At 66.5% G+C, this 23,728-nt stretch carries 21 protein-coding genes; 7 read left to right on the top strand and 14 right to left on the bottom strand.

Going from position 1 to position 23,728, the window contains the following annotated elements; translation table 11 throughout:
* Positions 1-211: 211 nt before the first annotated feature.
* From ACSBP4_RS00995 to ACSBP4_RS00985, 3 genes are read right to left on the bottom strand one after another with little or no spacing between them, the layout of a single operon-like run.
* A complete protein-coding gene (locus ACSBP4_RS00995) occupies positions 212-1,234 on the bottom strand; it encodes an OapC/ArvC family zinc-ribbon domain-containing protein (RefSeq protein ID WP_435551108.1) in 1,023 nt (340 codons plus the stop codon).
* Positions 1,234-1,635 carry a DUF2073 domain-containing protein gene (locus tag ACSBP4_RS00990; RefSeq protein ID WP_006183099.1) on the bottom strand — a complete coding sequence of 134 codons (402 nt, stop codon included), beginning with the start codon at positions 1,633-1,635 and terminating at the stop codon, positions 1,234-1,236. The genes ACSBP4_RS00995 and ACSBP4_RS00990 overlap by 1 nt, the downstream gene beginning before the upstream one ends.
* Positions 1,636-1,641: 6 nt before the next feature.
* Positions 1,642-2,280 carry an Era-like GTP-binding protein gene (locus tag ACSBP4_RS00985; protein ID WP_006648465.1) on the bottom strand — a complete coding sequence of 213 codons (639 nt, stop codon included), beginning with the start codon at positions 2,278-2,280 and terminating at the stop codon, positions 1,642-1,644.
* 1,247 nt (positions 2,281-3,527) lie between these two features.
* On the opposite strand from ACSBP4_RS00985, the gene ACSBP4_RS00980 reads away from it, so the two are divergent.
* Complete coding sequence (locus ACSBP4_RS00980; RefSeq protein WP_435551107.1) at positions 3,528-5,288, top strand: Cdc6/Cdc18 family protein; 1,761 nt, start codon at positions 3,528-3,530, stop codon at positions 5,286-5,288.
* Positions 5,289-5,375: 87 nt separating this feature from the next.
* On the opposite strand, the gene ACSBP4_RS00975 is transcribed toward ACSBP4_RS00980, so the two are convergent.
* A complete protein-coding gene (locus tag ACSBP4_RS00975; RefSeq protein WP_435551106.1) occupies positions 5,376-6,335 on the bottom strand; it encodes a S26 family signal peptidase in 960 nt (319 codons plus the stop codon).
* Between the two features lie 92 nt (positions 6,336-6,427).
* Positions 6,428-7,303 (bottom strand): S26 family signal peptidase, encoded by an 876-nt coding sequence (locus ACSBP4_RS00970; protein WP_435551105.1) that lies wholly within the window; start codon positions 7,301-7,303, stop codon positions 6,428-6,430.
* 178 nt (positions 7,304-7,481) lie between these two features.
* On the opposite strand from ACSBP4_RS00970, the gene ACSBP4_RS00965 reads away from it, so the two are divergent.
* Positions 7,482-9,041, top strand: coding sequence for a DNA-directed DNA polymerase II small subunit (locus ACSBP4_RS00965; protein WP_006648469.1), 1,560 nt, complete (start codon positions 7,482-7,484; stop codon positions 9,039-9,041).
* 29 nt (positions 9,042-9,070) lie between these two features.
* Here the strand turns inward: ACSBP4_RS00965 and ACSBP4_RS00960 are convergent, their stop codons facing one another.
* Both ACSBP4_RS00960 and ACSBP4_RS00955 read right to left on the bottom strand, forming a co-directional pair.
* Positions 9,071-9,259, bottom strand: a complete 189-nt coding sequence (locus ACSBP4_RS00960) for a hypothetical protein (RefSeq protein ID WP_435551104.1) — start codon at positions 9,257-9,259, stop codon at positions 9,071-9,073.
* Positions 9,260-9,491: 232 nt separating this feature from the next.
* Entirely contained in the window at positions 9,492-9,929 is a 438-nt protein-coding gene (locus ACSBP4_RS00955) for a hypothetical protein (protein WP_015298622.1), read from the bottom strand.
* A 206-nt stretch (positions 9,930-10,135) separates the two neighbouring features.
* On the opposite strand from ACSBP4_RS00955, the gene ACSBP4_RS00950 reads away from it, so the two are divergent.
* The 3 genes from ACSBP4_RS00950 (at position 10,136) to ACSBP4_RS00940 (ending at position 13,585) form a co-directional block, all read left to right on the top strand.
* The gene (locus tag ACSBP4_RS00950) at positions 10,136-11,314 is read left to right on the top strand and encodes an aspartate kinase (RefSeq protein WP_006648470.1); all 1,179 of its coding nucleotides are present in this window, start codon (positions 10,136-10,138) and stop codon (positions 11,312-11,314) included.
* Between the two features lie 144 nt (positions 11,315-11,458).
* Positions 11,459-12,085 (top strand): hypothetical protein, encoded by a 627-nt coding sequence (locus ACSBP4_RS00945; protein ID WP_435551103.1) that lies wholly within the window; start codon positions 11,459-11,461, stop codon positions 12,083-12,085.
* A 153-nt stretch (positions 12,086-12,238) separates the two neighbouring features.
* A complete protein-coding gene (locus ACSBP4_RS00940; protein WP_435551102.1) occupies positions 12,239-13,585 on the top strand; it encodes a tryptophanase in 1,347 nt (448 codons plus the stop codon).
* Between the two features lie 41 nt (positions 13,586-13,626).
* On the opposite strand, the gene ACSBP4_RS00935 is transcribed toward ACSBP4_RS00940, so the two are convergent.
* The 4 genes from ACSBP4_RS00935 to ACSBP4_RS00920 all read right to left on the bottom strand — a co-directional run bounded on the left by ACSBP4_RS00935 (position 13,627) and on the right by ACSBP4_RS00920 (position 15,912).
* Positions 13,627-13,995, bottom strand: a complete 369-nt coding sequence (locus tag ACSBP4_RS00935) for a hypothetical protein (protein WP_435551101.1) — start codon at positions 13,993-13,995, stop codon at positions 13,627-13,629.
* A gap of 60 nt (positions 13,996-14,055) precedes the next feature.
* Positions 14,056-14,478 (bottom strand): GNAT family N-acetyltransferase, encoded by a 423-nt coding sequence (locus ACSBP4_RS00930; RefSeq protein ID WP_006648474.1) that lies wholly within the window; start codon positions 14,476-14,478, stop codon positions 14,056-14,058.
* 2 nt (positions 14,479-14,480) lie between these two features.
* Positions 14,481-14,732, bottom strand: coding sequence for a ubiquitin-like small modifier protein SAMP2 (samp2, locus tag ACSBP4_RS00925; protein WP_373632133.1), 252 nt, complete (start codon positions 14,730-14,732; stop codon positions 14,481-14,483).
* Positions 14,733-14,814: 82 nt separating this feature from the next.
* Positions 14,815-15,912, bottom strand: coding sequence for a bactofilin family protein (locus ACSBP4_RS00920; protein ID WP_435551100.1), 1,098 nt, complete (start codon positions 15,910-15,912; stop codon positions 14,815-14,817).
* A 131-nt stretch (positions 15,913-16,043) separates the two neighbouring features.
* Here ACSBP4_RS00920 and ACSBP4_RS00915 point away from each other — a divergent pair, with 131 nt between their 5' ends.
* Complete coding sequence (locus ACSBP4_RS00915) at positions 16,044-17,036, top strand: replication factor C small subunit (protein WP_006648477.1); 993 nt, start codon at positions 16,044-16,046, stop codon at positions 17,034-17,036.
* A gap of 9 nt (positions 17,037-17,045) precedes the next feature.
* Here the strand turns inward: ACSBP4_RS00915 and ACSBP4_RS00910 are convergent, their stop codons facing one another.
* From ACSBP4_RS00910 to ACSBP4_RS00900, 3 genes are read right to left on the bottom strand one after another with little or no spacing between them, the layout of a single operon-like run.
* The gene (locus ACSBP4_RS00910; protein WP_435551099.1) at positions 17,046-19,166 is read right to left on the bottom strand and encodes a GAF domain-containing protein; all 2,121 of its coding nucleotides are present in this window, start codon (positions 19,164-19,166) and stop codon (positions 17,046-17,048) included.
* A 45-nt stretch (positions 19,167-19,211) separates the two neighbouring features.
* The gene (locus ACSBP4_RS00905; protein ID WP_435551098.1) at positions 19,212-19,922 is read right to left on the bottom strand and encodes a hypothetical protein; all 711 of its coding nucleotides are present in this window, start codon (positions 19,920-19,922) and stop codon (positions 19,212-19,214) included.
* A complete protein-coding gene (locus ACSBP4_RS00900; RefSeq protein WP_435551097.1) occupies positions 19,919-20,575 on the bottom strand; it encodes a twin-arginine translocation signal domain-containing protein in 657 nt (218 codons plus the stop codon). Before ACSBP4_RS00900 ends, ACSBP4_RS00905 begins: the two co-directional genes overlap by 4 nt.
* Positions 20,576-20,907: 332 nt before the next feature.
* On the opposite strand from ACSBP4_RS00900, the gene alaS reads away from it, so the two are divergent.
* On the top strand, positions 20,908-23,685 hold the full coding sequence (alaS, locus tag ACSBP4_RS00895; protein ID WP_435551096.1) for an alanine--tRNA ligase: 2,778 nt from the start codon (positions 20,908-20,910) through the stop codon (positions 23,683-23,685).
* Positions 23,686-23,728: the final 43 nt, after the last annotated feature.

The raw sequence follows: 23,728 nt of genomic DNA, 5'->3' as shown, positions 1-23,728 counted from the left end.
CGTTCGGAGACTGCCCTCGAGCGGCTACAGTGGATTCGACGGTCACACCGAAGTTGCGTGAGACTCCGTCGTCGGATCGCCGTCAGTACGACCTGTTGGAGAGCCGGATTGTGGGCATCGTTTCCAATGGAACGGGTTTCACTGTGTGAGAGAGCCACGAAGGAGACGACAGGTGAATTACAATCGAAACGGAGGGGTGTCGGAGGCCGTGTCACTCGTCGTCGGCGTCTCGCCACGAGTCCGGTACGTCGATCACGTAGCGGCCGTCCTCCTGAAGCGAGATGATGTACTCCTCGCGGTTGTACAGCTCCATCAGGTTGAGTTCGTACTGACCCGGGCGGACGATCTTGATGCTCTCGAACTGTTCGTTGAGTTCCGCCCGGAGTTCCTCGATCGACGGGCGCTGGCCGCTCGGCTCCTGAACGACCCGTCCGTGGTCCGGTGGCGCGTCGGCGGCGTCGGTCACGGGTGAGGAGTCGCCCGTGGCATCGGTGCCGGGATGGGACTCGTCGCCACTCTCGGTCTCGAGTCGGGGTTCGTCACCCTCGTGTGCCGGCAGTTCGTCCGTGGGAACGACCTCGCTTCGGGCGTCGGCCTGTGCCGTGTTCTCGTCGTCGGCGTACGTCGTCGTCGGGCCCTCTGTCGGCCGGCTCGAGCCGTCCGACGACCGATCGGGCCGGTCGGTGTCGTCAACCGTCCGATCCGCCGGCGGGTCGGAGCGGTCCGCGGGTCGGCGAGCCGTCTCCGGCCATTCGTCGAATTCCCCTGCGGAACCGGCATCGTTGCCGGTTGCCGGCTCCGAACCGTCCGTCTCGGCGGCCCCGCCCGAGGGCCAGGAACCGTCGTCCACGGTCGGTTCCGTGTCCACGGTCGGTTCCGTGTCCACGGTCGGTTCCGTGTCCGCAGTCGGTTCCGTATCCGCCGGTCGTCGGTGGTCGGCACCGTCCGATTCGGCGTCGTCGGCCGAGCCGGCGGACATCAGGTTCCGGACGGTTTCGGCGGCTCGAGTCGCGACGCCGTCCGGGGACTCGGTGTCGCTCGAGTCCGGTGACGATCCGGCGTCGACTGCCCCTGAACCGTCGGTTTCGGCCTCCGTCGAGGCCGACGAATCGGCTGCGGCCGTCGTGGTCGGCGCGAACTGGAACTTGTTCCCGCCGCAGTCGGGACAGCCCGACAGCATCTCCTTCGAGCCGTCGGCGAATTGCCGGCCACAGTTCGTACACTGATGGGGCATTAGTTGCGGGACACGAGCGCGCTGATGAGCGTTTCGTCCTTGTGGAGCGTCTCGATCTGGTTGGCCGGGCCGATCACCGTCAGTTTCGCTTCCGTCTCGTTGCTGCCCATGATTCGGCCCAACAGCGACGAGTCGCGGGTCTCGGATTTGGGATAGGTCTCGATCTCGATCCCGTTGAACTCGTCGGGACTGATCTCGGCCATCGTCACCTCGATGAGCCGGCTTTCCTCGTCGGGCGTCAGCCCCTCCTCTAAGATGACGATATTGCCGTCGTGGACACCGTCGAGGATCATCCTGATCTTCTCCATCGTCGCCATGCCGGCCATGCGTTCGCCGCTGATCAGGTCGATCTGGACGCCGTCGGGGGCATCGGCATCGTCCGCGTTAGTTGCTTTTGGCATCGGTGGTCACCCGAAGTACTCCGCGATGTTGTCGTAGACTTCGTCCATGTTGTCCCCCTCTTTGGCCGACAGAGGGACGGTCTTGTGTTGGGGGAACGCGTCTTCGATCCGTTTGACGCTCGAGTCGTCGAGGTCGGTCTTGTTCGCGAAGATGAGAACGGGGAGATCGCGCGATTCGATGATGCCGATCAGCATCGTGTTGACCTGTGTGATCGGATCCTCGGCGCTGTCTAAGACGTAGATGACGCCGTCGACGTCCTCGCGCAGCCAGTGCATCGCCTCGGCGACGCCTTCGGTCGCTTCCCGGGAGCGACGGATGGCGTCTTCCTCGTCCATATCGTCGGTGAACTCCTCGTAGTCGACCTTCGTCGTCACGCCGGGCGTGTCGACGATATCGATGGTCACCGTCTTGCCGTCGCGTTCGATCTCGACGTTTTCTTTCCGGCGTGCGCGTCGCGTCTCGTGCGGGACGTGACTCTCCGCGCCGACCGCGTCACCGGTCCAGTCACGCGCGATGCGGTTCGCGAGCGTCGTCTTTCCAGCGTTGGGCGGACCGTAGATACCGATTCGTTTGGGCTCCTGTTCCGAAAACAGGCGATCCGTTGCCCGAGAGATACTATCTTTGAGTTCTGTGAACAGTCCCATCTGTGGGGCCTCCAGCACCGCGGGGTGCAGTTGCGCGTACTACAAACTGAACTCACTTAAGCCTACGTCAGACATGTAGACAATTCGATGAACGGGAGTTGTCGGTCGGACGGACAGTGGTTTACCTAGAACTGACGAGAAGTGACTGATAATCGAGGGAAAACGGCAGTAGGACTCGAGAACGCGTTCCTCTCCGAGCCGTTAGCATAGACCCGTGTTTCGAAGGGCAACATTGGTCTCTGGTAACGAGTGGCCCGATACGGTGTGTCGAACTGTATGTGATAAAGGACCACCTAGTAGGATCACGGAGCGGAGCCCCCCACCCCTTCGTTTCGAGTGGAGACCAACGAACGGGGGAGTGGATCAAGAGACGGAGTCGGTGCGGATTCTCCCTTGACTTCCACTCGAGCCGCCGTTCGGGAGGGTCTCGAGGCCGAACGCGGCGGAGGGATCGGTTCTAGTAACTCGAAGACTAATCTAGTAATTAGAGGAGCTATGAGGTGTCGATCTAGTAGGTACTAGCAATACCAAATAACCCTCTAGCAAAATACTGTTGTCTGCTAGTTCTGCGGATACTGTTTCTAGTCTATCTAAATAAAACTTTCTCTCCAAAATGACCCCCTCCCCCCACCCCACCCTTGGACTACGTTCCACCCGAAACGAAGGGGTGGGGGGGAGAGGTATCGGCTATTGGTATCGCACACCACACATTCTCTTCCAACTCTGTCAGTCGGTCCCACATCCACTTCCGATACAGAACTCGGCCGCACTCTTCGGTTACTACCCCAACATGTATCGTCGACATGTACGTCGACATGTAGATACCAACGCACACGCAGTACGTCCGTCCGTTCCAGTCGAAGCCAGCCCCCTGCCGGTCGACTCGAAATTCCGTTCCCAATGCTCTCCCCTGCCCCCGATCCCGGGTTCGAACTCACCTTTCGGACGGCGGTGTCGCTCGTGACTCAAGCGTGTGAACAGCGGCGATCGGTTCCGTTCGGCCACCGAACGGCGGACGCGACGTCGTTGGCAGGGCCGAGTCACAGCCATCGATCGGCGGCTGCTTCTCGATCCGGACGGGGAAGGGACAAATTTATTAGCGTGGTTTTCCTCTGTTTCGTTTGCATCAACTGGACCCGAATCGTGTAACCGGGATCGCGAATCCACTGAAGGAAGCCATCGTACGAGGCTCTTCCCGGCTGCCGGCTCGGTACTCCACCCGAAACCAGGGGGTTCGTGTACGACCGATGTCAGACGACGATTCAGAGATCACGGGTTCGGACGAGGTCGAGGTCGACGGAGCGAACGGGTTCTCGGGAAACTTCGAGAACGCTGATCTCGGCGACGAAGAGTCGAATCAGGGCCTGTTCGATGATCTGTTGAGCGGCGAACCGATCTTCGAGAACAAGGAGGTCCTGCGACCGTCCTATACCCCACACGAACTCCCCCATCGGAGCGATCAGATCAACAAGATGGCGACGATTCTGGTCGCCGCGCTCCGCGGGGAGACCCCCTCGAACATTCTCATCTACGGGAAAACCGGGACCGGCAAGACCGCGAGCGCGAAGTTCGTCAGCAAGGAACTCGAGAGTACATCACAGAAGTACTCGGTCCCCTGTGACGTCGAGTACATCAACTGCGAGGTCACCGACACCCAGTACCGGGTCCTCGCACAGCTCGCGAACAAGTTCATCGAGAAAAACGAGGCTCGAATCGACGAGCGGATCGACGAACTCCAGTCCCTGCTGGACGATCTCGAGGCGTACGACCGCGCTATCGACGTCGATGCCTCGAGCGACGAGCCGGCGGACGGGACGGCGTCGGACCCGTTCGATTTCGTCTCCGAGGACGAGGTTGACGGCGACGCCGAAACTTCGACTGGAACTGACATCGGACCGCAGTCCGGTGATTCTCCACTCGAAAAAGGGGGGTCCGGTGACCGAACAGATTCATCGTCCGAAACCGAACCGGCAGCACTCGAGAACGCTGCCGACGGGACCGAGGCGTCCGGAGATGGGGCCGCCGATCTGACGCCCGACCACCCGCTCGCATCGACGCCGTTCGACGACCGGGACGAGATCGAAGCCCGGATCGCGGGGTTACGAGACGACAAGGACTCCTTCGAAGAGGTACCGATGACCGGCTGGCCGACCGACCGGGTCTACAGCGTCTTCTTCGATGCCGTCGACTACGACGAGCGGGTCGTCGTCATCATGTTAGACGAGATCGACAAACTCGTCGAGAAAAGCGGTGACGACACGCTGTACAATCTCTCGCGGATGAACTCCGAACTCGAGAACTCGCGGGTCTCGATCATCGGCATCTCGAACGACCTGAAGTTTACCGACTTCCTCGATCCCCGCGTGAAGTCCTCGCTGGGGGAAGAGGAGATCGTCTTCCCGCCCTACGACGCCAATCAACTGCGGGACATCCTCGAACATCGCTCCGAAGTCGCGTTCAAGGGGGGCGCGCTTTCAGGCGACGTGATCCCGCTGTGTGCGGCCTTCGCCGCACAGGAACACGGGGACGCACGGCGTGCGCTGGACCTGCTGCGGACCGCCGGCGAACTCGCCGAGCGCTCCCAGTCGGAGACGATCGTCGAGGAACACGTCCGACAGGCTCAGGACAAGATCGAACTCGACCGCGTCGTCGAGGTCGTTCGCACCCTCCCCACCCAGAGCAAACTCGTCCTTTTCGCGATCATCCTGCTCGAGAAAAACGGCGTCCACAGCATCAACACGGGCGAGGTGTTCAACATCTACAAACGGCTCTGCGAGGAGATCGACGCGGACGTCCTTACGCAGCGTCGCGTAACGGACCTCATCAGTGAACTCGACATGCTCGGCATCGTCAACGCCGTCGTCGTCTCCAAGGGCCGGTACGGCCGGACCAAGGAGATCAGCCTCTCGGTCCCGCTCGAGGAGACGGAGGCCGTCCTCCTTTCCGATTCACGGCTTTCCGATATCGACGACGTCCAGCCGTTCGTACAGGCTCGGTTCGAGAACTGAGTTCCGCCGGTCTCCGATGGTCTTTTCGTCGCCGATTCGTTTCGCTGCCAGTACCGACGGGTGACGCTCCAAGAACGGAACTGCGAGTCAGGACCGGTAGCGACCGGCAGCGAGGACGGCACCGCCGGCGAGTCCGGCGATACCGGTCGCGCCGGCGACTGCCCCACCGAGTCCTGTCCCTGACGCTCCGGAGCCAGCAGCCGACGCGGTCGTCGCGGGAGCGGCCGAACCCGCAGGCGAGCCGGGGACGACCATGCCGCCCAGGAAGCTGTCGACGGTCAGTCGAACGTGGCCAAGCCACGGGATCCGGTACATGGCCTTGCCGGTCACCCACTCGGGTTTGACGACGGTCGTTCTGGCACCCGACCCCGGCAACTGATCGTAGCCGGGGTTGTTGTCGCCTTTCGTAATGAACCCGGCATAGGGAGCGGGACAGGACGCGATCTCTTCGCAGGTCGCGCCGTTGACGAACTCCTCGCTGGCCTTCGTTTCCACCCACCTCTCGTTCTTCTCGACCCAGAAGTGGGCGCGATGGATTATCGGCGTTGTTTCGGTCACGCCGTTCGGCCGGAAGACGATCACGTCGCCGGGATTCCCGAACTCCGAGTAGCCGGTTTCCTCGCCCCGCTGCATCGTGACGATGCCGGTGTCGCCGACGGCCCCGTCGCCGGTGAACCGCCCGTCCTCGACGATGAAGATCAGGTCGCCCCTGTGCATGTTCGGTTCCATGCTCGGACTTTCGACGGCGACCAACGGCGGCCAGAGTCCGCTGACCGCGAACAACAGGAGGCCGACGACGGCAACGAGAGCAACGCTGCTCGCGACGTCGCGAACCAACACGACGTTCTCGTCGTCGGTCTCGAGGAACCAGCGGACGATGCCGTCGTCCTCGATCGTGACGCCGTCGCCACTGGCGTGTTTGCGGTCATCGCGCTGCTGTGAACTCTCGGCGTTGTCATCCGGCGAGTCGCGGCCGGGACTCGCCGCCGACCGCTCGCGATCGTCGCCGGAATCGCCGGGGGGATCCCCGGAATCAGAACCGCTCATCGTGCCCCGTTTTGCCGGGGCCGCCAATCAACTTTCCGTTCGTCGCGACTGCCAATCGCCGCGACGGATCGCAGTGCCCGGCACGAAACGTCCTACGGATCGCGGCCGTCGGCAGCCGCGGCAAACAGCGCGATCGCGACCAGTCCTGCGACGACTGCGACGCCCGCCGGACCCACGCCCAAAAGCGAACGGGCGGAATCCACCGCCAGCCGGATCTCGCCGAGCCACGGGAGCCGAACCATCGCTTTGCTCCGGACCCACTCGGGTTTGACGACGGTCGTATCCGCCCCGGACCGCGGGATCTGATCGTATGCTGGGTTGGCGTCGCCTTTCGTGATGAACCCGTCGTAGGGAGCGGGACAGGACGCGATCTCTTCGCAGGCCGCGCCGTTGACGAACGCCGGGTCGGCCTTCGTCTCGATCCAGCGTTCCCCTTTCTCGACCCGAAACGCGACCCGGTGGATCGTCGGGGTCTGGTGCGGGTCGCCGTTCGGTCTGAAAACGACGACGTCGCCCGCATCGCCGAGCGTCTCGTGGCCCGTCTCCAGTCCGCGCTCGCGCGTGACGATACCGGTTCCGCCGACGGCACCGTCGCCGGCGAATCGCCCCTCGTCGACGACGATCACGAGATCTCCCCGCTCGAGGTGGGGTTCCATGCTGCCGCTCTCGACGGCGACCAGCGGCGGCCAGGTACCGGCGACGGCAAACAGCAGGAGGCCGACGACGGCGACGATCGCGAGGCTCGCAGCGATATCCCGACCCACGGCTGCCGCTCGGTCGTCGGCCTCGAGGAACCAGCGGACGATCCCGTCGTCGATCGTGACGCCTTCGCCCGGGCGGGGACGGGACGCGAGTCGGTCGTCGGCTCCGTCCCGCTCGGCCGCCGAATTGGACACGTCGGCGGTCGGCGGATCGTCGGGTGGCCCCGATCGGCCGCGGTCGCTCTCGCCGGCGTCGGGCCCGTCCATTGACGAGCAGTTGCGTCGAGTCGCGCATGAACCTTCCGGCGGCGGCCGGTCGGTCGACCGATCGCTCGTCCGGCTTCGGACGAACCCGTCCCGGCGACGGAGCAGCCCGATCGGTCGCCGGTTGCCGGCGGACCCGGCATTCGCTACCCTTTTTGTTCCGCTCGCGAATGTGACGGCTGTGCCACTCGAGGCCCCCGCGCGGATCGTCGGCGAACTCACGAGCCGCGGCTACAACGCCGAACGCGAGGCCGTGACGCGGCTCGCCGGGGCCTCGGATCCCGGTGCGGCCCTCGAACGCGTCCTCGAGGCGGTCCCCGAGGACGCCTTAGTCGTCCGGACCGAACACGTCGAGGCGGCGCTCTCGGCGGACGCCCCCGACGCCGCTCGTGCCGAGCCGACCGCCGTTCCCGACGGCGATTCGACCCCCTCCGTTTCAACTGGAACCGACCCGGACCCGGGCGACGAACCGGCCGGAGCCACTCCAGTTGAAACGGGGGGGTCCCTGCCCGCTGATCGCTCCGTCGATCCCGCGAAACGCGCTCTCGAGATCGTCGGCGACATGACCGGCCAGAGTACCGGGACGGGCGAGTACGAGGACTTCGTCTCGGTCTTTCGCGACCGGCTCGACCGGCTGGGCGGCAAGCTCAAGGGACGGGTCAACCACCGGCCGGCGACCGCCATTCAGGACATGCCGGGCGGCAGCGAGGTCGCGATGGTCGGACTGGTCAACGATATCCGATCGACTGCCAGCGGCCACTGGCTGATCGAACTCGAGGACGCCACGGGAACCTTTCCGTGGCTGGTGATGAAGGACCGGGAGTACGTCGATCTGGTCGACGAGTTGCTCTGTGACGAGGTGCTGGCGATGGAGGGGACCTTGGCGGACGACTCGGGGATCGCCTTCGTCGACTCGCTGCATTTCCCCGACGTTCCCCGGACCCACGAGCCGTCGACGGCCGACCGTCACGTCCAGGCGGCACTGATCAGCGACGTCCACGTCGGCAGTCAGGAGTTCATGGCCGACGCCTGGAACGCCTTCGCGGACTGGCTTCACACCGCGGAAGCGGAACACGTCGAGTACCTGCTGCTGGCCGGCGACATGGTCGAGGGCGTCGGCGTCTATCCCGATCAGGACGAGGAACTCGACATCGTCGACATCTACGAACAGTACGAGGCCTTCAGCGAACATCTCAAGAAGATCCCCGGCGACATCGAGATCGTCATGATCCCGGGCAACCACGACGCGGTCCGACTGGCCGAACCCCAGCCCGGCTTCGACGAGGAACTGCGCGAGATCATGTCCGCCCACGATCCCCGGATCGTGAGCAACCCCTCGATGGTGACCCTCGAGGGCGTCTCCGTCCTGATGTACCACGGCGTCAGTCTGGACGAGGTCATCGCGGAACTGCCCGAGGACAAAGCCAGCTACGACGACCCCCACAAGGCGATGTACCACCTCCTCAAGAAGCGCCACGTCGCGCCGCAGTTCGGCGGCCACACGCGGCTCGCACCGGAGGAGGAGGACTACCTCGTCATCGACGAGGTACCCGATATCTTCCACACCGGTCACGTCCACAAGCTCGGGTTCGGCAAGTACCACGACGTGCTGGCGATCAACTCCGGCTGCTGGCAGGCCCAGACGGACTTCCAGAAGAGCGTCAACATCGATCCCGACGCCGGCTTCGCGCCGATCGTCGATCTAGACACGCTCGACGTGACCGTCCAGAAGTTCAGTTAGCTCCGTGTCACTCGATGTGGCGTCCGAAGTCACACGTTAGATGCATCTCCAATCACTTCTACAACTCCTTTGGCAATATAGAGCAGGAGGAAAAAGAAGAGTGCGAGTCCGACCACGTCGGAGACTGCTCCCATTGTCCCTGAGAGGTGAGTCATATCGAGAGCGATTCGCACAACGTACCAGAGGAGTAATACTTGAACGAGGTCGGAAGCGTCCATGAATCTACATGTGTAGCGTCACACTGGTTAAAAACTTCCTTTGGTCCCCCTCATTTTTGTTGCGTAGGTCATTCGTGATCCACTCACCCGTACCGGTGCATCGCCGTTCCGAACAGCACCTCGAGTTGGGATCACGGTGGGGTCGAGTAAATCAAGTCCCAGCGAAAACGCTCTCGTCGCCGTACGCGAGTCGACCGTCGGCTGAGGCGGTCGCTACCGACCGGGGTCGAACCTAGGGCTCGAGTCGAAACCGGACCGTCGGGGAGCCGTTGAACCGCGGGCCGCGGCCCCGGCGCTCGAAGCCGAGGTCCTCGGCGGCGGTCTCGATCGGATCGGCGTCGCGAGCGGCCAGCACTTCGACGGCCATCGACTCGCGTTCGGCGAACCGGACCGGTTCGGCCAGCAGCCGTTTGCAGGCTTCGTCCGTCCCGTCGAGTTGGGTAACGTGAACAGTATCTTCGCGCGCGTCGAAGCTAATGAACCCGAGGAGGTCCTCCGGATCGGAGCCGTCGTATTGCGATCCCGAGACGTCGGCGTTGGGATCGTGATTCCCGTCTTCCGCGACCCGCACCGTCCGGTCGTGGACGAGATTCCGCATCACGTCGGTCGGGGAGTCGGCGATCGACGCGAGCGCGTCGGCGTCGGCCTCGAGAGCGTCCCGTACGTTCATCGGCATGTGGTAATGCTACGCACGACAATAAATCCCGGTCGCGAGTGTCTTCCCTGACTGGTATCGTTACTGTCAGTTTCGGGCCGTTGCGGGCCGAACGACCGGGGCAAAAACACGGTCGATGGGACACAGTTATCTGCACGCCTTGGTAACGGAACGAGTATGAGTCACACCACCGTCACGCACACGGTCAGCGAGGTGTCAGCATGCGCGTCGTAGCCAAGTTCGGCGGCACGAGTCTCGGTAGCGGCGACCGGATCAACCGCGCCGCGGACTCGATCGCCGCCGCCGTCGAGGACGGTCACGAGATCGCCGTCGTCGCCAGTGCGATGGGGTCGACCACCGACGAACTGCTCGAGGAGATCACCTTCGAGACCGACGAGGAAGACCGCGCCCAGATCGTCAGCATGGGCGAGCGCACGTCGGTTCGGATGCTCAAGGCCGCACTCACGGCCCGGGGCATCGACGCCGTCTTCCTGGAACCCGGCAGCGATCGCTGGCCCGTCGTCACCGACGAGTACGGCGAGGTCAACGTCGAGGAGACCCAGAAACGCGCCCAGGAGGTCGCCGCCGACCTCGACGGCACGGTTCCGGTCATCACCGGCTTCCTCGCGGAGGGGCCGGACGGCTCGATCACGACGCTGGGTCGGGGCGGCAGCGACACCACCGCCGTCATGATGGGCAAGTACATGGACGCCGACGAGGTCGTCATCGTGACCGACGTCGAGGGCGTCATGACCGGCGACCCCCACGTCGTCGAAGGGGCTCGCAACGTCGGCGAGATTTCGGTCGACGAACTCCGGAACCTCTCGTTTCGCGGGGCCGAGGTCGTCGCCCCTTCCGCGCTCTCCTACAAGGACGGCAAGCTAGACGTCCGCGTCGTCCACTACCAGCACGGTGACTTGCTGTCGGGCGGGACGAGCATCGAGGGCGAGTTCAAGAACCTCGTCGACCTGCGCGAGCGGCCCCTGGCCTGTCTCACGGTCGCCGGCCGGGCGATCCGTAACCAGCCCGGCATCTTCAACCACCTCTCGGAGGCGCTTGCCGAAAGCGACGTCAACGTCGACGCCGTCGCCAGCGGGATGGACACCATCACCTTCTACATCGACGAGGAGGAGGCCGAACGCGCCGAGAACATCCTTCACCGCGAGGTCATCGCCCGCGACGAACTCTCGAGTGTCACCGTCGACTCGCCGGTCGCGGTCGTCCGCGTCACCGGCGGCGAACTCCCCAACCAGCCCGGCATCATCAGCGAGATCGTCAACCCGCTGTCCGAGGCCCGGATCCACCTCAACGACATCATCACCAGCGCGACCAGCGTCGCGCTGTTCGTCGACTGGGAGGACCGAGAGAAGACCCTCGAGTTGACCCAGGACCTGTTCTAGGCACCGGTTTCCGGCGTCGGCTCCGCTCCGACGCCGCTCGATCGATTCCAGATCGTGACTGTCGCCCGATCGAGACAAATTTTAGTACGTGACTATCACTACCGAAACAACGGTAGCGACGCCGTAACGAAGGGGCGGTGCCGAATGGGGCGAGTCATGAGCCCGGATTCAACCCCGACTGAAGTGTTCCCCGACGTCGAGCCAGATCCAGACGCGGTCCTCGCCGAGTTCGGCGTCGATTCGCCGGCGGACCTCGAGGGTGACGGCGCTCACGACCCGATCCCCGACGACGCTGCCGTCGACGACACGACGGCGGCCGAACTCTTCGCCGACCTCCAGACCGTCACGCCGGCGGACGCGGACTCAGCGGCTGACCCGGACCCGCCCGATCGGAGCGACGCGGCCGACGGGGTGGCCGGTCCCGCCGCTGCCCTCGCGTTCGAATTCGTCGGCGATCCGGACGTCGTCGTCCGTGACGACGGCGACGTGATCGACGCGACGGCGACCGAACTCAGCGCCGTCACGGCGACCGGGTCGAGCGAGGACGCGTCGGCCGATACCGACAACGGCTCCGACGCCGCCTCGAGTGGCGGTGCCACGGCCTCGAGCCGGCGAGCCGAGACGATCGAGACCGGCGATGCGGGCGGGGACGGTGGCGACTCGAATTCCGCGCTCACCGTCCGGGCCGGAACCGATCTGGAACTCGTCGGTCCCGAACCGACGCCGACGCGGGTCGGGAACGACGCGTTCGGCGACACCGGTGCCCGTTGACTGCGGTCGACGAGGCGTTCGGCAGCCGCGTTCGACCGCAGGCCGCCCGTTTCGGCCGTCGATGAGCCGATCCATCCTGCAACGGACGGTTCGCGCCATCGATGGACACGGAGCCGCAACTAGACTGAACACGCGCGCCGTCCTCGTTGCCGTATGGTCGCCTACAAGTCGAAAGTCGTCGAACGGATCCGGCTCCCCTCTCGAGACCGTCGCGAACGAGCGCTCGCCGAGGCCGGCTACAACGTCTTCGATCTCGATGCCGAGGACGTCTTCGTCGATCTCCTGACCGACAGCGGCACCGGTGCGATGAGTGACGCCCAGTGGGCCGCACTGTTGCGTGGCGACGAGTCCTACGCGGGGTCGCGGAGCTTCGACGACCTCGAGTCCGCCGTTCGGGACGTGATGGGCTTCGAGCGTGTCGTCCCGACCCATCAGGGTCGCGGCGCGGAGAACGTCCTCTACGGCGCCCTTCTCGAGGAGGGCGACGTCGCGCTCAACAACACGCACTTCGATACGACGCGGGCCCACGTCGCGAATCAGGGGGCCGACCCGGTCGACTGTCCCGTCGAAGGAGCCCACGACCTCACGTCTGACGAGCCGTTCAAGGGCAACTTCTCGCTCGAGCGGGCCCGCTCGGTCGTCGACGAAGTGGGCGCTGAGCGCGTACCGTTGGTGATTCTGACGATCACGAACAACTCGACGTCGGGCCAGCCGGTCTCCGTCGAGAACACCCGTCGGGTGCGGGCGTTCGCCGACGAGATCGGCGCGACGTTCGTCGTCGACGCCTGCCGGTTCGCCGAGAATGCCGGCTTCGTTCGCCGCCGCGAGGACGAGTTCGCCGGCGCCGACATCGACGAGATCGCCCGCGAGCAACTCGGCTACGCCGACGCGATCGTCATGAGCGGCAAGAAAGACGGGCTCGCCAACGCGGGCGGCTTCGTCGCGACCGACAACGAGGCGCTGTTCGAGCGGTGCAAGCAGCGCGCGATCCTCTACGAGGGCTTTCCCACGTACGGCGGGATGTCCGGACGGGACCTCGCCGCGATGGCTACCGGCCTTCGCGAGGCCGTCGAAGCGGCCTACGTCGACGACCGCCTCGACGGCGTCCGCGCGTTCGCGGATCTGCTCGAGGACGCGGGCGTCCCGATCTACACGCCGCCCGGCGGTCACGCCGTCTACCTCGACGCCGGCGCGGCGCTTCCCCACCTCTCCGACGACGAGTTCCCGGGCCAGGCCCTGGTCTGTGAACTGTATCGCGAGGGCGGCGTCCGCGGGGTCGAACTCGGGAGCTTCGCGTTCCCCGACACCGACCGACCGGAACTGGTTCGCCTCGCAGTGCCACGCCGTACGTACCACGCGGAACACTTCGAACACGTCGCCGAGACCGCCGCGACCGTCCTCGAGAAGCGCGAAGCGGTCGACGGACTCGAGATCACGTCCGAGCCCGAAAACCGCGAACTGCGTCACTTCACTGCCAGCCTCGAGCCGATCCCGTCGTGAGAACGCGACCGATCGCTCGAGACGGTCGCTGTACTGGGCAATCAGCGACTCGAGAGGACGCGCTGGGCTCGATCCTTCAGGCTCGGTTCCGCTTGCGGTTCCGACACACGCCCGAGACGCTGTTTCGCGACGTTTCGCACGCCCCGCTTTGCCGGCTCGGAGGTCGCCAACTCGATCGCCCAGTCAGGGACCTGTGACTCGAGTTCCCGGCGCTTCTGGGCCCGCATCTTGCCGAACCGGCGCAGCGCCAGCCCGACGCCGAGGAACAGGCCGGCGTCGCGTAGCTCGCGTCGGAACCGCTCCCGGTCGTTGCGGACGGCGATCGCTTTCGCCAGCGAGAGCGCACCGATCGCCAGATAGACCTTCGAACGCTTCGACGGATCACCGCTGAGCAGCCGTTGGAGCGCCATGCGACGGTGGCTACCACGTTCCGTCGGGATAAAGCTGGGCCGGCAGGCGACGGGTCTCGGTCAATCGTCGTCTCCCTGCACCGCGACGCCGCGGTGTCGCCGGTCGTCGATCGCCTCGATCGTAAACCCCAGTCGCTCGTAGAACGGTCGGACGCTGTCGTCGAATCGGGCCGTGAGCCGGCGCTCGCGCTCCAAGGCGCGATCGATCAGGGCCGACCCGAGCCCCCGATCGCGGTGGCGACGGCGAACGCCGATCGACGCGACGTGGGCACCCCGCTCGTCCGGGAGGGGCTCGAGGACGACGGTGCCGAGGATCCGGTCGGTTCCGGCCGTTCCGTCGGCGCTCGCGTCGCGCCGGTCGCCCGCCACGAGGACGTCGCCGTCCTCGATTCGGGCCTCGACGTCGCCGGGCTCGAGCATGGCGGCGTCGAGGATCCGCCGCACGTCGAGGGACTCCTCGGGGGTCGCGGGACGGACGAACATCTCTACCGGCTGCCGCCCTTGATGAGCCGCAGCACGGTCACCTGCTCGCTCTCGACCGGTCGATCCTCGGGCACCGGACGGCCGTCGATGAGGACGCTCACCTCGTGGGGACTCAGGTCGATCTCGCGGAGGAGATCGGCGTAGGTCGGCGGCTCGGCGTCGCGGCCGTCGACCCCGCCGGCGTCGGCTCCTGCAACCGCCTCGAGATCGAACTCGTAGGTGTCCTCGCCCTTGACGTCGACGGTGACCTGCATACCCCCACTTGTAACGGGGCGTTCTTGAGCGCGTCGCTCGCAGTCGATGGCGGCGGAGCCGACCCCGTCTCGTCGGCCGCCGTCAGTCCACGGTCGGTTCGTCGGAGCCGGGAGCCGGCCGCTCGCGGTCGCGATCCCGTGCGGTCCGCCAGTGGCCGACGAGGCCGCGAACGAGTCCACCGAGCCCGAGCAGGAGGACGACCAGTCCGATCACCTCGCCGACGATCGGAACCGGTAGCCGCGAGAGGAGGGCACCGGCGACCAGCCCGACGATGAGTGCGAGCCAGCGGTTCCCGAGCCCGACGAGCGACAGGACCCAGGCGGCGATGGCAAAGCGACCGTAGATGACTCCGACCCATAGCAGCAGGGCGAACGCGAAGCCGCCGACGAACGCCAGTGGGAGGCCGACGATGCTGATCGCGAGCGCGATCAGGAGGACGGGAATCCCGATGAAGGCGGCCAGCCCGACCAGCCCCGACCGGAGCGGACTGCTTGCGACGCGGTCGGCCACGCCGTCGGAGAACCGCGGGAACAGCCCGAGCAAGAGCGCGCCCAGCAACAGGTTCACGGCGAAGGCGTAGGCCGTGAACAACCACGACGCGAACGGCTGGATCGTCGGCGCGACGTCAACTCCCAGCGAGGCGTCCTGCACGATTTCGCCCCCGACCGCGTCGGTGTTGCCCTCGAGGTCGCCGTCGTACCGCAGATCCCCGGCGATCGACGCCGTCTCGCCCAGCCGGATGGTATCGGCCCCGATCTCGGCGTCGCCCTCGATCGTGCCGTCGATCGTCGCGGTCCCGACGCCGGCCGTGAGGGTCCCGCCGACGGTTCCGTCTTCGGTGATCGTCAGACTCCCCGCGCCGGCGTCGACGTCGCCATCGACGGTACCAGCGATCGTCACGCTCCCGCCCGCGGCCTCGAGGTCGCCGCCGACCTCGCCGGTGCGTTCGATCCGGACGTCACCGCCCACGGCACTGACGTCGCCGGTGACGGTTCCCCGAACGACGACGCTGCCCCCGAATGCCTCGAGGCTGTCGACCGTTTCGTCCTCCTCGACGACGACGGTGCCGCCGGTCTGGCCGTTCGACTGGGCGGCGACCGTCAGCGGACCGATGCCGATGATCACGATTGTGACTAGCATCGCGACGAGGAGCCGTGAACCGTAGCGCTCTCCCTGCATACGCCTCCCGACCACGAGCAAATAGAAAAACGTGTTATGCGAGTATCAATACCCGTGCCGGTTCCGCTGTCGGCTCGAGATGCGAGAACTCCCTTCGGGCGATTTATCTTGCGTCCGCACCTTCGACCGGTATGAGCGAGGCCGACGCCGAGGCGGCGGAGCCCACCCCCGGGAAGACGGAGGTCTGGATCGAGAAGTACCGGCCGGAACTGCTCGCCGATATCAAGGGCCACACGGATATCGTCCCGCGACTCGAGAACTACGTCGAGCAGGACGACCTCCCCCATCTTCTTTTCGCCGGTCCTGCGGGTACGGGAAAGACCACGGCCGCACAGGCCATCGCCCGCGAGGTCTACGACGACGACTGGCGGGAGAACTTCCTCGAGCTGAACGCCTCCGACCAGCGCGGGATCGACGTTGTCCGCGACCGCATCAAGGACTTCGCACGTTCTTCGTTCGGCGGTTACTCGCATCGAATCATCTTCCTCGACGAGGCCGACGCGCTGACCTCCGACGCCCAGTCCGCGCTCCGGCGGACGATGGAGCAGTTCTCGAACAACACCCGTTTTATCCTCTCGTGTAACTACTCGAGTCAGATCATCGACCCCATTCAGTCGCGGTGTGCCGTCTTCCGGTTTACCGAACTCACGGAAGACGCCATCGAGGCACAGGTTCGTGAGATCGCCGCGAACGAGGGGATCGACGTCACCGACGACGGGGTCGACGCGCTAGTCTTCGCGGCCGACGGCGACATGCGGAAGGCGATCAACGGGCTGCAGGCCGCCGCCGTGATGGGCGAGACCGTCGACGAGGAGACGGTCTTCGCGATCACCGCCACCGCCCGCCCCGAGGAGGTCGAGGCGATGGTCGAACACGCCATCGACGGCGACTTCACCGCTGCCCGCGCCGCCCTCGAGGACCTCCTGACCGAGCGCGGGCTGGCCGGCGGCGACGTGATCGACCAACTGCACCGTTCCGCGTGGGAGTTCGACGTCCCCGAGCGGGCGACCGTGCGCCTGCTCGAGCGACTCGGCGAGGTCGATTACCGGATCACGGAGGGAGCGAACGAACGCCTGCAACTCGAGGCGATGCTGGCGTCGCTGGCCCTCGAGAACGAGCCCTAACGCGCTTTTCTACGCAGGTCCGTCGTCGGCCGAGTCGACGCCCCGGAAAGCGAAAGCGATGCGGTCGCCGTCCTCGGCGACGCCGACGTCCCAGCCGTGGGCGTCGGCGATCCGTTCGACGGTGCCGAGCCCGTACCCGGTGCCGTCGGCGGCGGCCAACTGGCCGGGTACGGGCTCCGTCGCCGGACTTCCCTCGTCGGCGTCCTCACTGGCCCGCCGGGCGACGTAGAACCCGTCGTCGGTCGCGCCGACGGTGACGACCGGTGGCGTCTCACTGGTGCCGTCGTCGCGCCCGCCGCCACCGTCCGTGCCGCCCTCGCTCTCGGCCGTCTCGTCGATAACGGCCGCCAGCACGTGTTCGAACAGCTCCCGGAGCCGCGCCTTGTCCGCCTCGAGGACGCGGTCGTTTGGCGCCTGCGTCACGAGCCGCGCGTCGCCGGTGTCGACGGCGACCCAGGCCCGCCGGGCGACGTCGTGGACCGCGACGGGTTCGGTCTCGACGAGGACGTCGTCCTCGCGGGCGATCGCGGCCAGTTCGTCGATCCGTTCCCGCAGCAGTTCCTGTGCCTCGTCGACCTCCGCGAAGTGGTCAGGGTCGCCGGTCTCGGCCGCGAGTTCGAGGTAGCCCCGGGCGACGTTCAGCGGCGTTCGAACGTCGTCGTCGACCAGGTCCGTGATCGTCTCGAGGCGCGCCCGCGCGGCGGCCAGTTCCCGCTCGGTCCGGTTGGCCGCGGTGACGTCGCTGTAGACGATCAGCCCCTCGGGGTTGTGATCGTCGCGCTCCGGGTCGGGCTCGACGGGGACCAGCGTCAGCAGGAACTCCCGGACTCCCTCGACCGACTCCCGGCGGCTGACGAGCTGGCGACGCTCGCCCGACCGGAGCGCGTCCGCCAGTGCGGTCTGTCGGTGTTCGAGTCCCGGCGGGACGGCGTCTTCGCCGACCGGCGTCCCCGTAATCGACTCGGGATCGACGTCGAACACCTCGTGGAACGCCGCGTTGACATCTCGGATGACCGGCTGGCCGTCGTCGGTCTCATAACGGACTGTCGGCTCCGGGACGTTCGCGAACAGCGCCCGGAAGCGATCGCGTTCGTCTTCGAGTCGGTCGCGTTCCTCGGCGAGTCGATCCCGCTCGCTCCGGAATCGATCCCGCTGGTTCTCGAGGCGGTCCCGCTCGCGTCGGCGACCCGTTTCGTCGTCGATCCGCTCGCGGACCGCGCCGGCGGCCCGACACCACGCCGAGAGGACCTCGCAGTCGGCCTCGTCGAACGCGTCAGGTTCGGCGGCGGCGACACAGAGCAGGCCGACGTCGCCGACGGGGACACAACACAGCGACGCCGCGTCCGCGAGCGGGGCGGCCAGCCGATCGTCGGCGGCGAGGTCGTCGATCCGAAGCGCCTCGCCGGACTGCAGGATGCCCTCGAGCGGTCCCTCGCGGGGAAGCGGCGATAGCTCGTCGGTCCCGACCGCCGATGTCGTCACCCGTGGCTCGAACGTCCCGAAGTTGACCGTCGACAGCCAGCAGCGATCCCGCTCGAGGGCGTCTGCGACCGTCTCGACGACCAGCTCGAAGAGCCGGTCGCGGTCGCGACAGGCGGCCAGCTCGGGGACCGCCTCGAGCAGTCGCTCGGCCGCCCGGTCGGTCGACGGCGCCCGGTCGCCGGCCAGCGCGATCGCATCGGGTTCGGACTCGGGCTCTCGTTCCGGCCCGTCGGCCACGGTCCCGGCCACCGCACAGACCCACTCGATCTCGTCGGCGAGATGCGAAACGGCGTCGTCGGTGTCCCGGCGAACGTAGCCGTCGATCCCGTCGGTCGATCGGGCGGCCGTCGGCGCGTACGACGACTCGGTAAAGAGGACCAGCGGCGTTTCCCCGCAGGCGTCGACGACCTCGAGCAGCGTCGCTCCCGCCGCCGTCGTCGGCGTCTCGGCGAAGACGACGCAGTCGGCCTCTGCCGCCCAGTTGCGGACCCGCTCGACCGTCGTCACGGCGTGGACCGACCGCGCCGGTCCCGACTCGACGGCCTCGAGCGCGGCGGCACCGTCGCTGGCGGCCCGTTCGGTGTCGGCCACGTAGAGAACCGTTCGGGGTCGCGAGGTCGCCGAAGGGGGTGTGCCGTCGCGGCTCACGTCTGTCCGACGTGACTGGACCGGCGGGATAAAGTTCTGTCGTCGCTATCGACCGGTGAGCCGGGTCGTCAGAGCGGCGGCCGTCGATCGGGAACGCCACGCCGACCGGAGCCGGCGGAGCCAGTAGCTCCCGACGACGACCGCAGGGACGAGCCAGAGGGCGCCGAAGGGCGCGTACCACTCGTAGACGTACGCGGGTGCGGCGGCGACGAACCGGGCTACGCCGAACGCGCCGACGAGCGACACCGCCGTGACGAACAGCAAGCCGTCGTCGTCGATCGGGGCCTCCCAGAACCGCAGCGAGCCAGCTCGCCGGGCGTCCGCCGCGACGAGCGCGAGCGCAGCCGCGCTCGCACCGACGGTCAGCCCGGTCGCGAGATCGAGATCGAGGACGTAGCTCCCGACGACGAGGTCGCCGAGCGCGACCGGGACCAGCGGGAGGAGCGCGGCCAGTCCGGGACCGCCGTTCCAGAGTGCATAGCAGACGGGAACGACCAGCAGCGTGAGCGTGACGAACGCGATAAAGACCATGCTGAGCGCGTCGAACCCCGTCGTCGAGACGGTGTCGAGGACGTCGCCGCCGACGCTCACTCGCGCCCCGAGGTAGCTCCCGGCGAACATCGCGATCAGTCCGCCCAGATACGCAATCGTCAGCGCCGTCCGTCGCCGATAGCGGCCGACGAGGGGATGCTCGAGCGCGGCACCGATCGACGTGGCCGCGCCCGTCGCGTTCCGGCCGTCCGTGCCGGGACTCATGGCTCCTCCGCGATGACGGTCGCGAGCCCGTCGTGGTCGGGCTCCGTCTCGTTTCGCAGGTCGATCGCGCGCGGGGAGACGCGCCACCCCTCGTCGGCGAAGATCCGTTCCATCGTCTCCCGGCCGCGCAGGTAGGACGTGACCCCGTGTGTCGGCCGGGCGGGGGTGTCCTCGTGGGCCTGCATGGAGACGACGCCCTCGAACGACCAGCACCGGACGTGTCGCCGCCCGTTGATCCCGTAGTAGGTCTGGGCGGCCGTCGCCTCCTGTCGGACGTACTCCTCGGCCGTCCGGTCCCAGGCGTACCGGGTGTACTCCTCGGGGTTGCGGACCCAGCCCTCGTCGATGAGGACCGACACGATCCGCTCGAGGCCGCTCTCGCCCTCTGCAGCCGGGAGGACGACGACGTTGAACGGTGCGGTCGCCCGGTAGCCGTCGAGCGTCGGCTCGTAGTGGTAGCGGCCGATCGGTGTCTCGTCCTCGTCGGTGATCGGGTCGTCGACCCAGTCGCCGGCTTCCGCGGGCGGTTCGGCGGCCTCGACCGTCCCGCTCGAGTCGGTCGCGTCCGGCGGCGACGGGAGCAGCGCCGCTCCGACGACCGTTCCGACGCCGGCCAGCCCGAACTTCCCGAGGAAGTCCCGTCGCGTCGACACGGTTACCTCCGCCGTCGCTGGCGTCCGACTCCCGAACCCGGAGTCGACGGCGGGCGCTCTCCGCCGTCGTCGCCGATCGCTCGTCGTTCGCCTCGGTTCCGCTGACCCTGTCTCATTGGTCACCAGTTCAACAAGATCTTATTTATTAGTTTTCCAATTTGACACGTGGACAATAACGCGCAGCGGCGGTCCCTTTCGGGACTCTCACGCCTGATCGTCGTCGGTCGACATCCGTGTCCGGCCGTTACGTTCCCGATCACGTTCGCCCCGCTCGCTGGCGGGCGGCGGGGTTGCGGAACTGTTTTACGCGCTGCAGGGCCAATAGACGCGTAATGAGCGAACTGGCGGCGGAATACCGCCTCGAGTACTTCGAGGAGGAAGGGTTCGAGCGCAAGGAGTGCCCGGAGTGTGGCGCGCACTTCTGGACGCGCGATCACGCCAGGGAGACCTGCGGTGAACCACCCTGCGAGGAGTACGGCTTCATCGACAACTCCGGCTTCGAGGAGTCGTACGACCTCTCGGGGATGCGCGAGGCCTTTCTCTCTTACTTCGAGGACCACGACCACGAGCGAATCGATCCCTACCCGGTCGCGGCGAACCGCTGGCGAGACGACGTCTTGCTGACTCAGGCGTCGATCTACGATTTCCAGCCGCTGGTGACCAGCGGCGAGACGCCCCCGCCCGCGAACCCGCTGACGGTCTCCCAGCCCTGCATCCGGATGCAGGACATCGACAACGTCGGCAAGACCGGGCGACACACGATGGCCTTCGAGATGATGGCCCATCACGCGTTCAACACGCGCGAGGAGGTCGAGGAAGACGAGTACGCCTACCACGGCGAGGTCTACTGGAAGGACCGCACCGTCGAACTCTGTGACGGCTTCTTCGACTCGATGGGCGTCGACCTCGAGGAAGTCATTTACATCGAGGACCCGTGGGTCGGCGGCGGCAACGCCGGCCCCGCCATCGAGGTCATCTACCGCGGCGTCGAACTCGCCACGCTGGTCTTCATGTCGATGGAACAGGACCCGGACGGCGAGTACGAGATGAAAGACGGGAACCGCTACAGCCCGATGGACACCTACATCGTCGACACGGGCTACGGCCTCGAGCGCTGGACCTGGGTCTCACAGGGGACCCCGACCGTCTACGAGGCGGTCTACCCCGACATGATCGCCTTTTTGAAGGACAACGCCGGCCTCGACCACACCGACGAGCAGGAGGCACTGATCCATCGGGCCGCGAAACTCGCGGGCCACATGGACATCGACGAGGCCGAGGACATGGAGACCGCCCGCGGCGAGATCGCGGCCGAACTCGACGTCGACGTCGACACCCTCGAGGAACTGATGGAGCCGCTCGAGGACATCTACGCGATCGCCGATCACTGCCGGACGCTGGCGTACATGCTCGGCGACGGCATCGTCCCCTCGAACGTCGGCACCGGCTACCTCGCACGGATGGTGCTTCGCCGCACCAAACGGCTCTGTGACACCGTCGGCGTCGACGCGCCGCTGGACGAACTCGTCGACATGCAGGCCGAACGGCTCGAGTACGAGAACCGCGACACGATCCGGGACATCGTCCGCACCGAGGTCGAGAAGTACCGCGAGACGCTCGAACGGGGCGGCCGCCGGGTCGAGACGCTGGCCGAGGAGTACGCGAAGAAAGGCGAGCCGATCCCGACCGACGAACTGATCGAACTCTACGACTCCCACGGTATCCAGCCGGACATGGTCGCGGAGATCGCCGCGGAGTCGGGGGCTGACGTCGAGATCCCCGACGACTTCTACAGCCTCGTCGCGAAGCGCCACGATACGCCCGAGGTCGTTGCGGAGGCCGAAGACGAGGAAGACGAACGTTTCGCCGACCTCCCCGAGACGGACAAGCTCTACTACGACGATCAGGGGCGCACCCAGTTCGAGGCGGTCGTGCTGGACGTCTTCGAGCGCGAGGAGGGCTACGACGTCGTCCTCGATCAGACGATGTTCTACCCCGAGGGCGGTGGCCAGCCCGCGGACACGGGGACACTCTCGACCGACGACACCACCGTCGAGGTCGAAGACGTCCAGATCGAGGACGGCGTGATCCTCCACCGGACCGACGAGAGCCCCGGCAAGGGCGAGTTCGTCAACGGGCAGGTCGACGGCGGTCGTCGCCGTCAGCTCATGCGCCACCACACGGCGACCCACATCGTCATCCACGCCGCCCGGCAGGTACTCGGTGAACACATCCGCCAGGCCGGCGCACAGAAGGGGGTCGACTCCTCGCGGATCGACGTCCGCCACTACGACCGGATCTCCCGGGCGGACGTCAAGGAGATCGAGTCCCTAGCAAACGAGATCGTCATGGACAACACGCAGGTCACACAGGAGTGGCCCGACCGCCACGACGCCGAGGCCGAACACGGCTTCGACCTCTATCAGGGCGGGATCCCGCCGGGCGAGCAGATCCGGCTGATCACCGTCGACGAGGACGTCCAGGCCTGCGGCGGGACCCACGTCGCCCGCACCGGCGACATCGGCACGATCAAGGTCCTCTCGACCGAGCGCGTCCAAGACGGCGTCGAGCGGATCACCTTCGCGGCCGGCGAGGCCGCCATCGAGGCCACGCAAGCGAAGGAGGACGCCCTCTACGAGGCCGCCGACACCCTCGACGTCTCCCCCGAGGACGTCCCCGAGACCGCCGAGCGATTCTTCGAGGAGTGGAAAGCTCGAGGCAAGGAGATCGAGGACCTGACCGAACAGCTCGCCGCGGCCCGCGCCGGCGGCGGTGGCGGCGGCGAGGAGGTCGAGGTCGGCGAGACGACCGCCGTCGTCGACCGCATCGACGCCGACATGGACGAACTCCGCGCGACCGCCAACGCCCTCGTCGAGGACGGCAAGATCGCCGTCCTCGGCAGCGGCGAGAGCGGTGCCCAGTTCGTCGTCGCCGTCCCCGACGACGTGGGCGTCAACGCCGGCGAGGTCGTCGGCGAACTCGCAGCCAAGGTCGGCGGCGGCGGCGGCGGCCCACCGGACTTCGCACAGGGCGGCGGCCCCAACGTCGAGGACCTCGACGACGCGCTCGAGGACGCCCCCGACGTGTTGCGCCAGATCTTGAACGCCTGATCGGCGGTTCGACGCCGTTCGATCTCCCGCTCGAGTCGAAACC

The organism is Natrinema sp. CGMCC1.2065, assembly GCF_051225675.1.
In the GTDB taxonomy this organism is placed as follows: domain Archaea; phylum Halobacteriota; class Halobacteria; order Halobacteriales; family Natrialbaceae; genus Natrinema; species Natrinema thermotolerans.
This window is presented reverse-complemented; position numbering and strand designations above follow the sequence as displayed.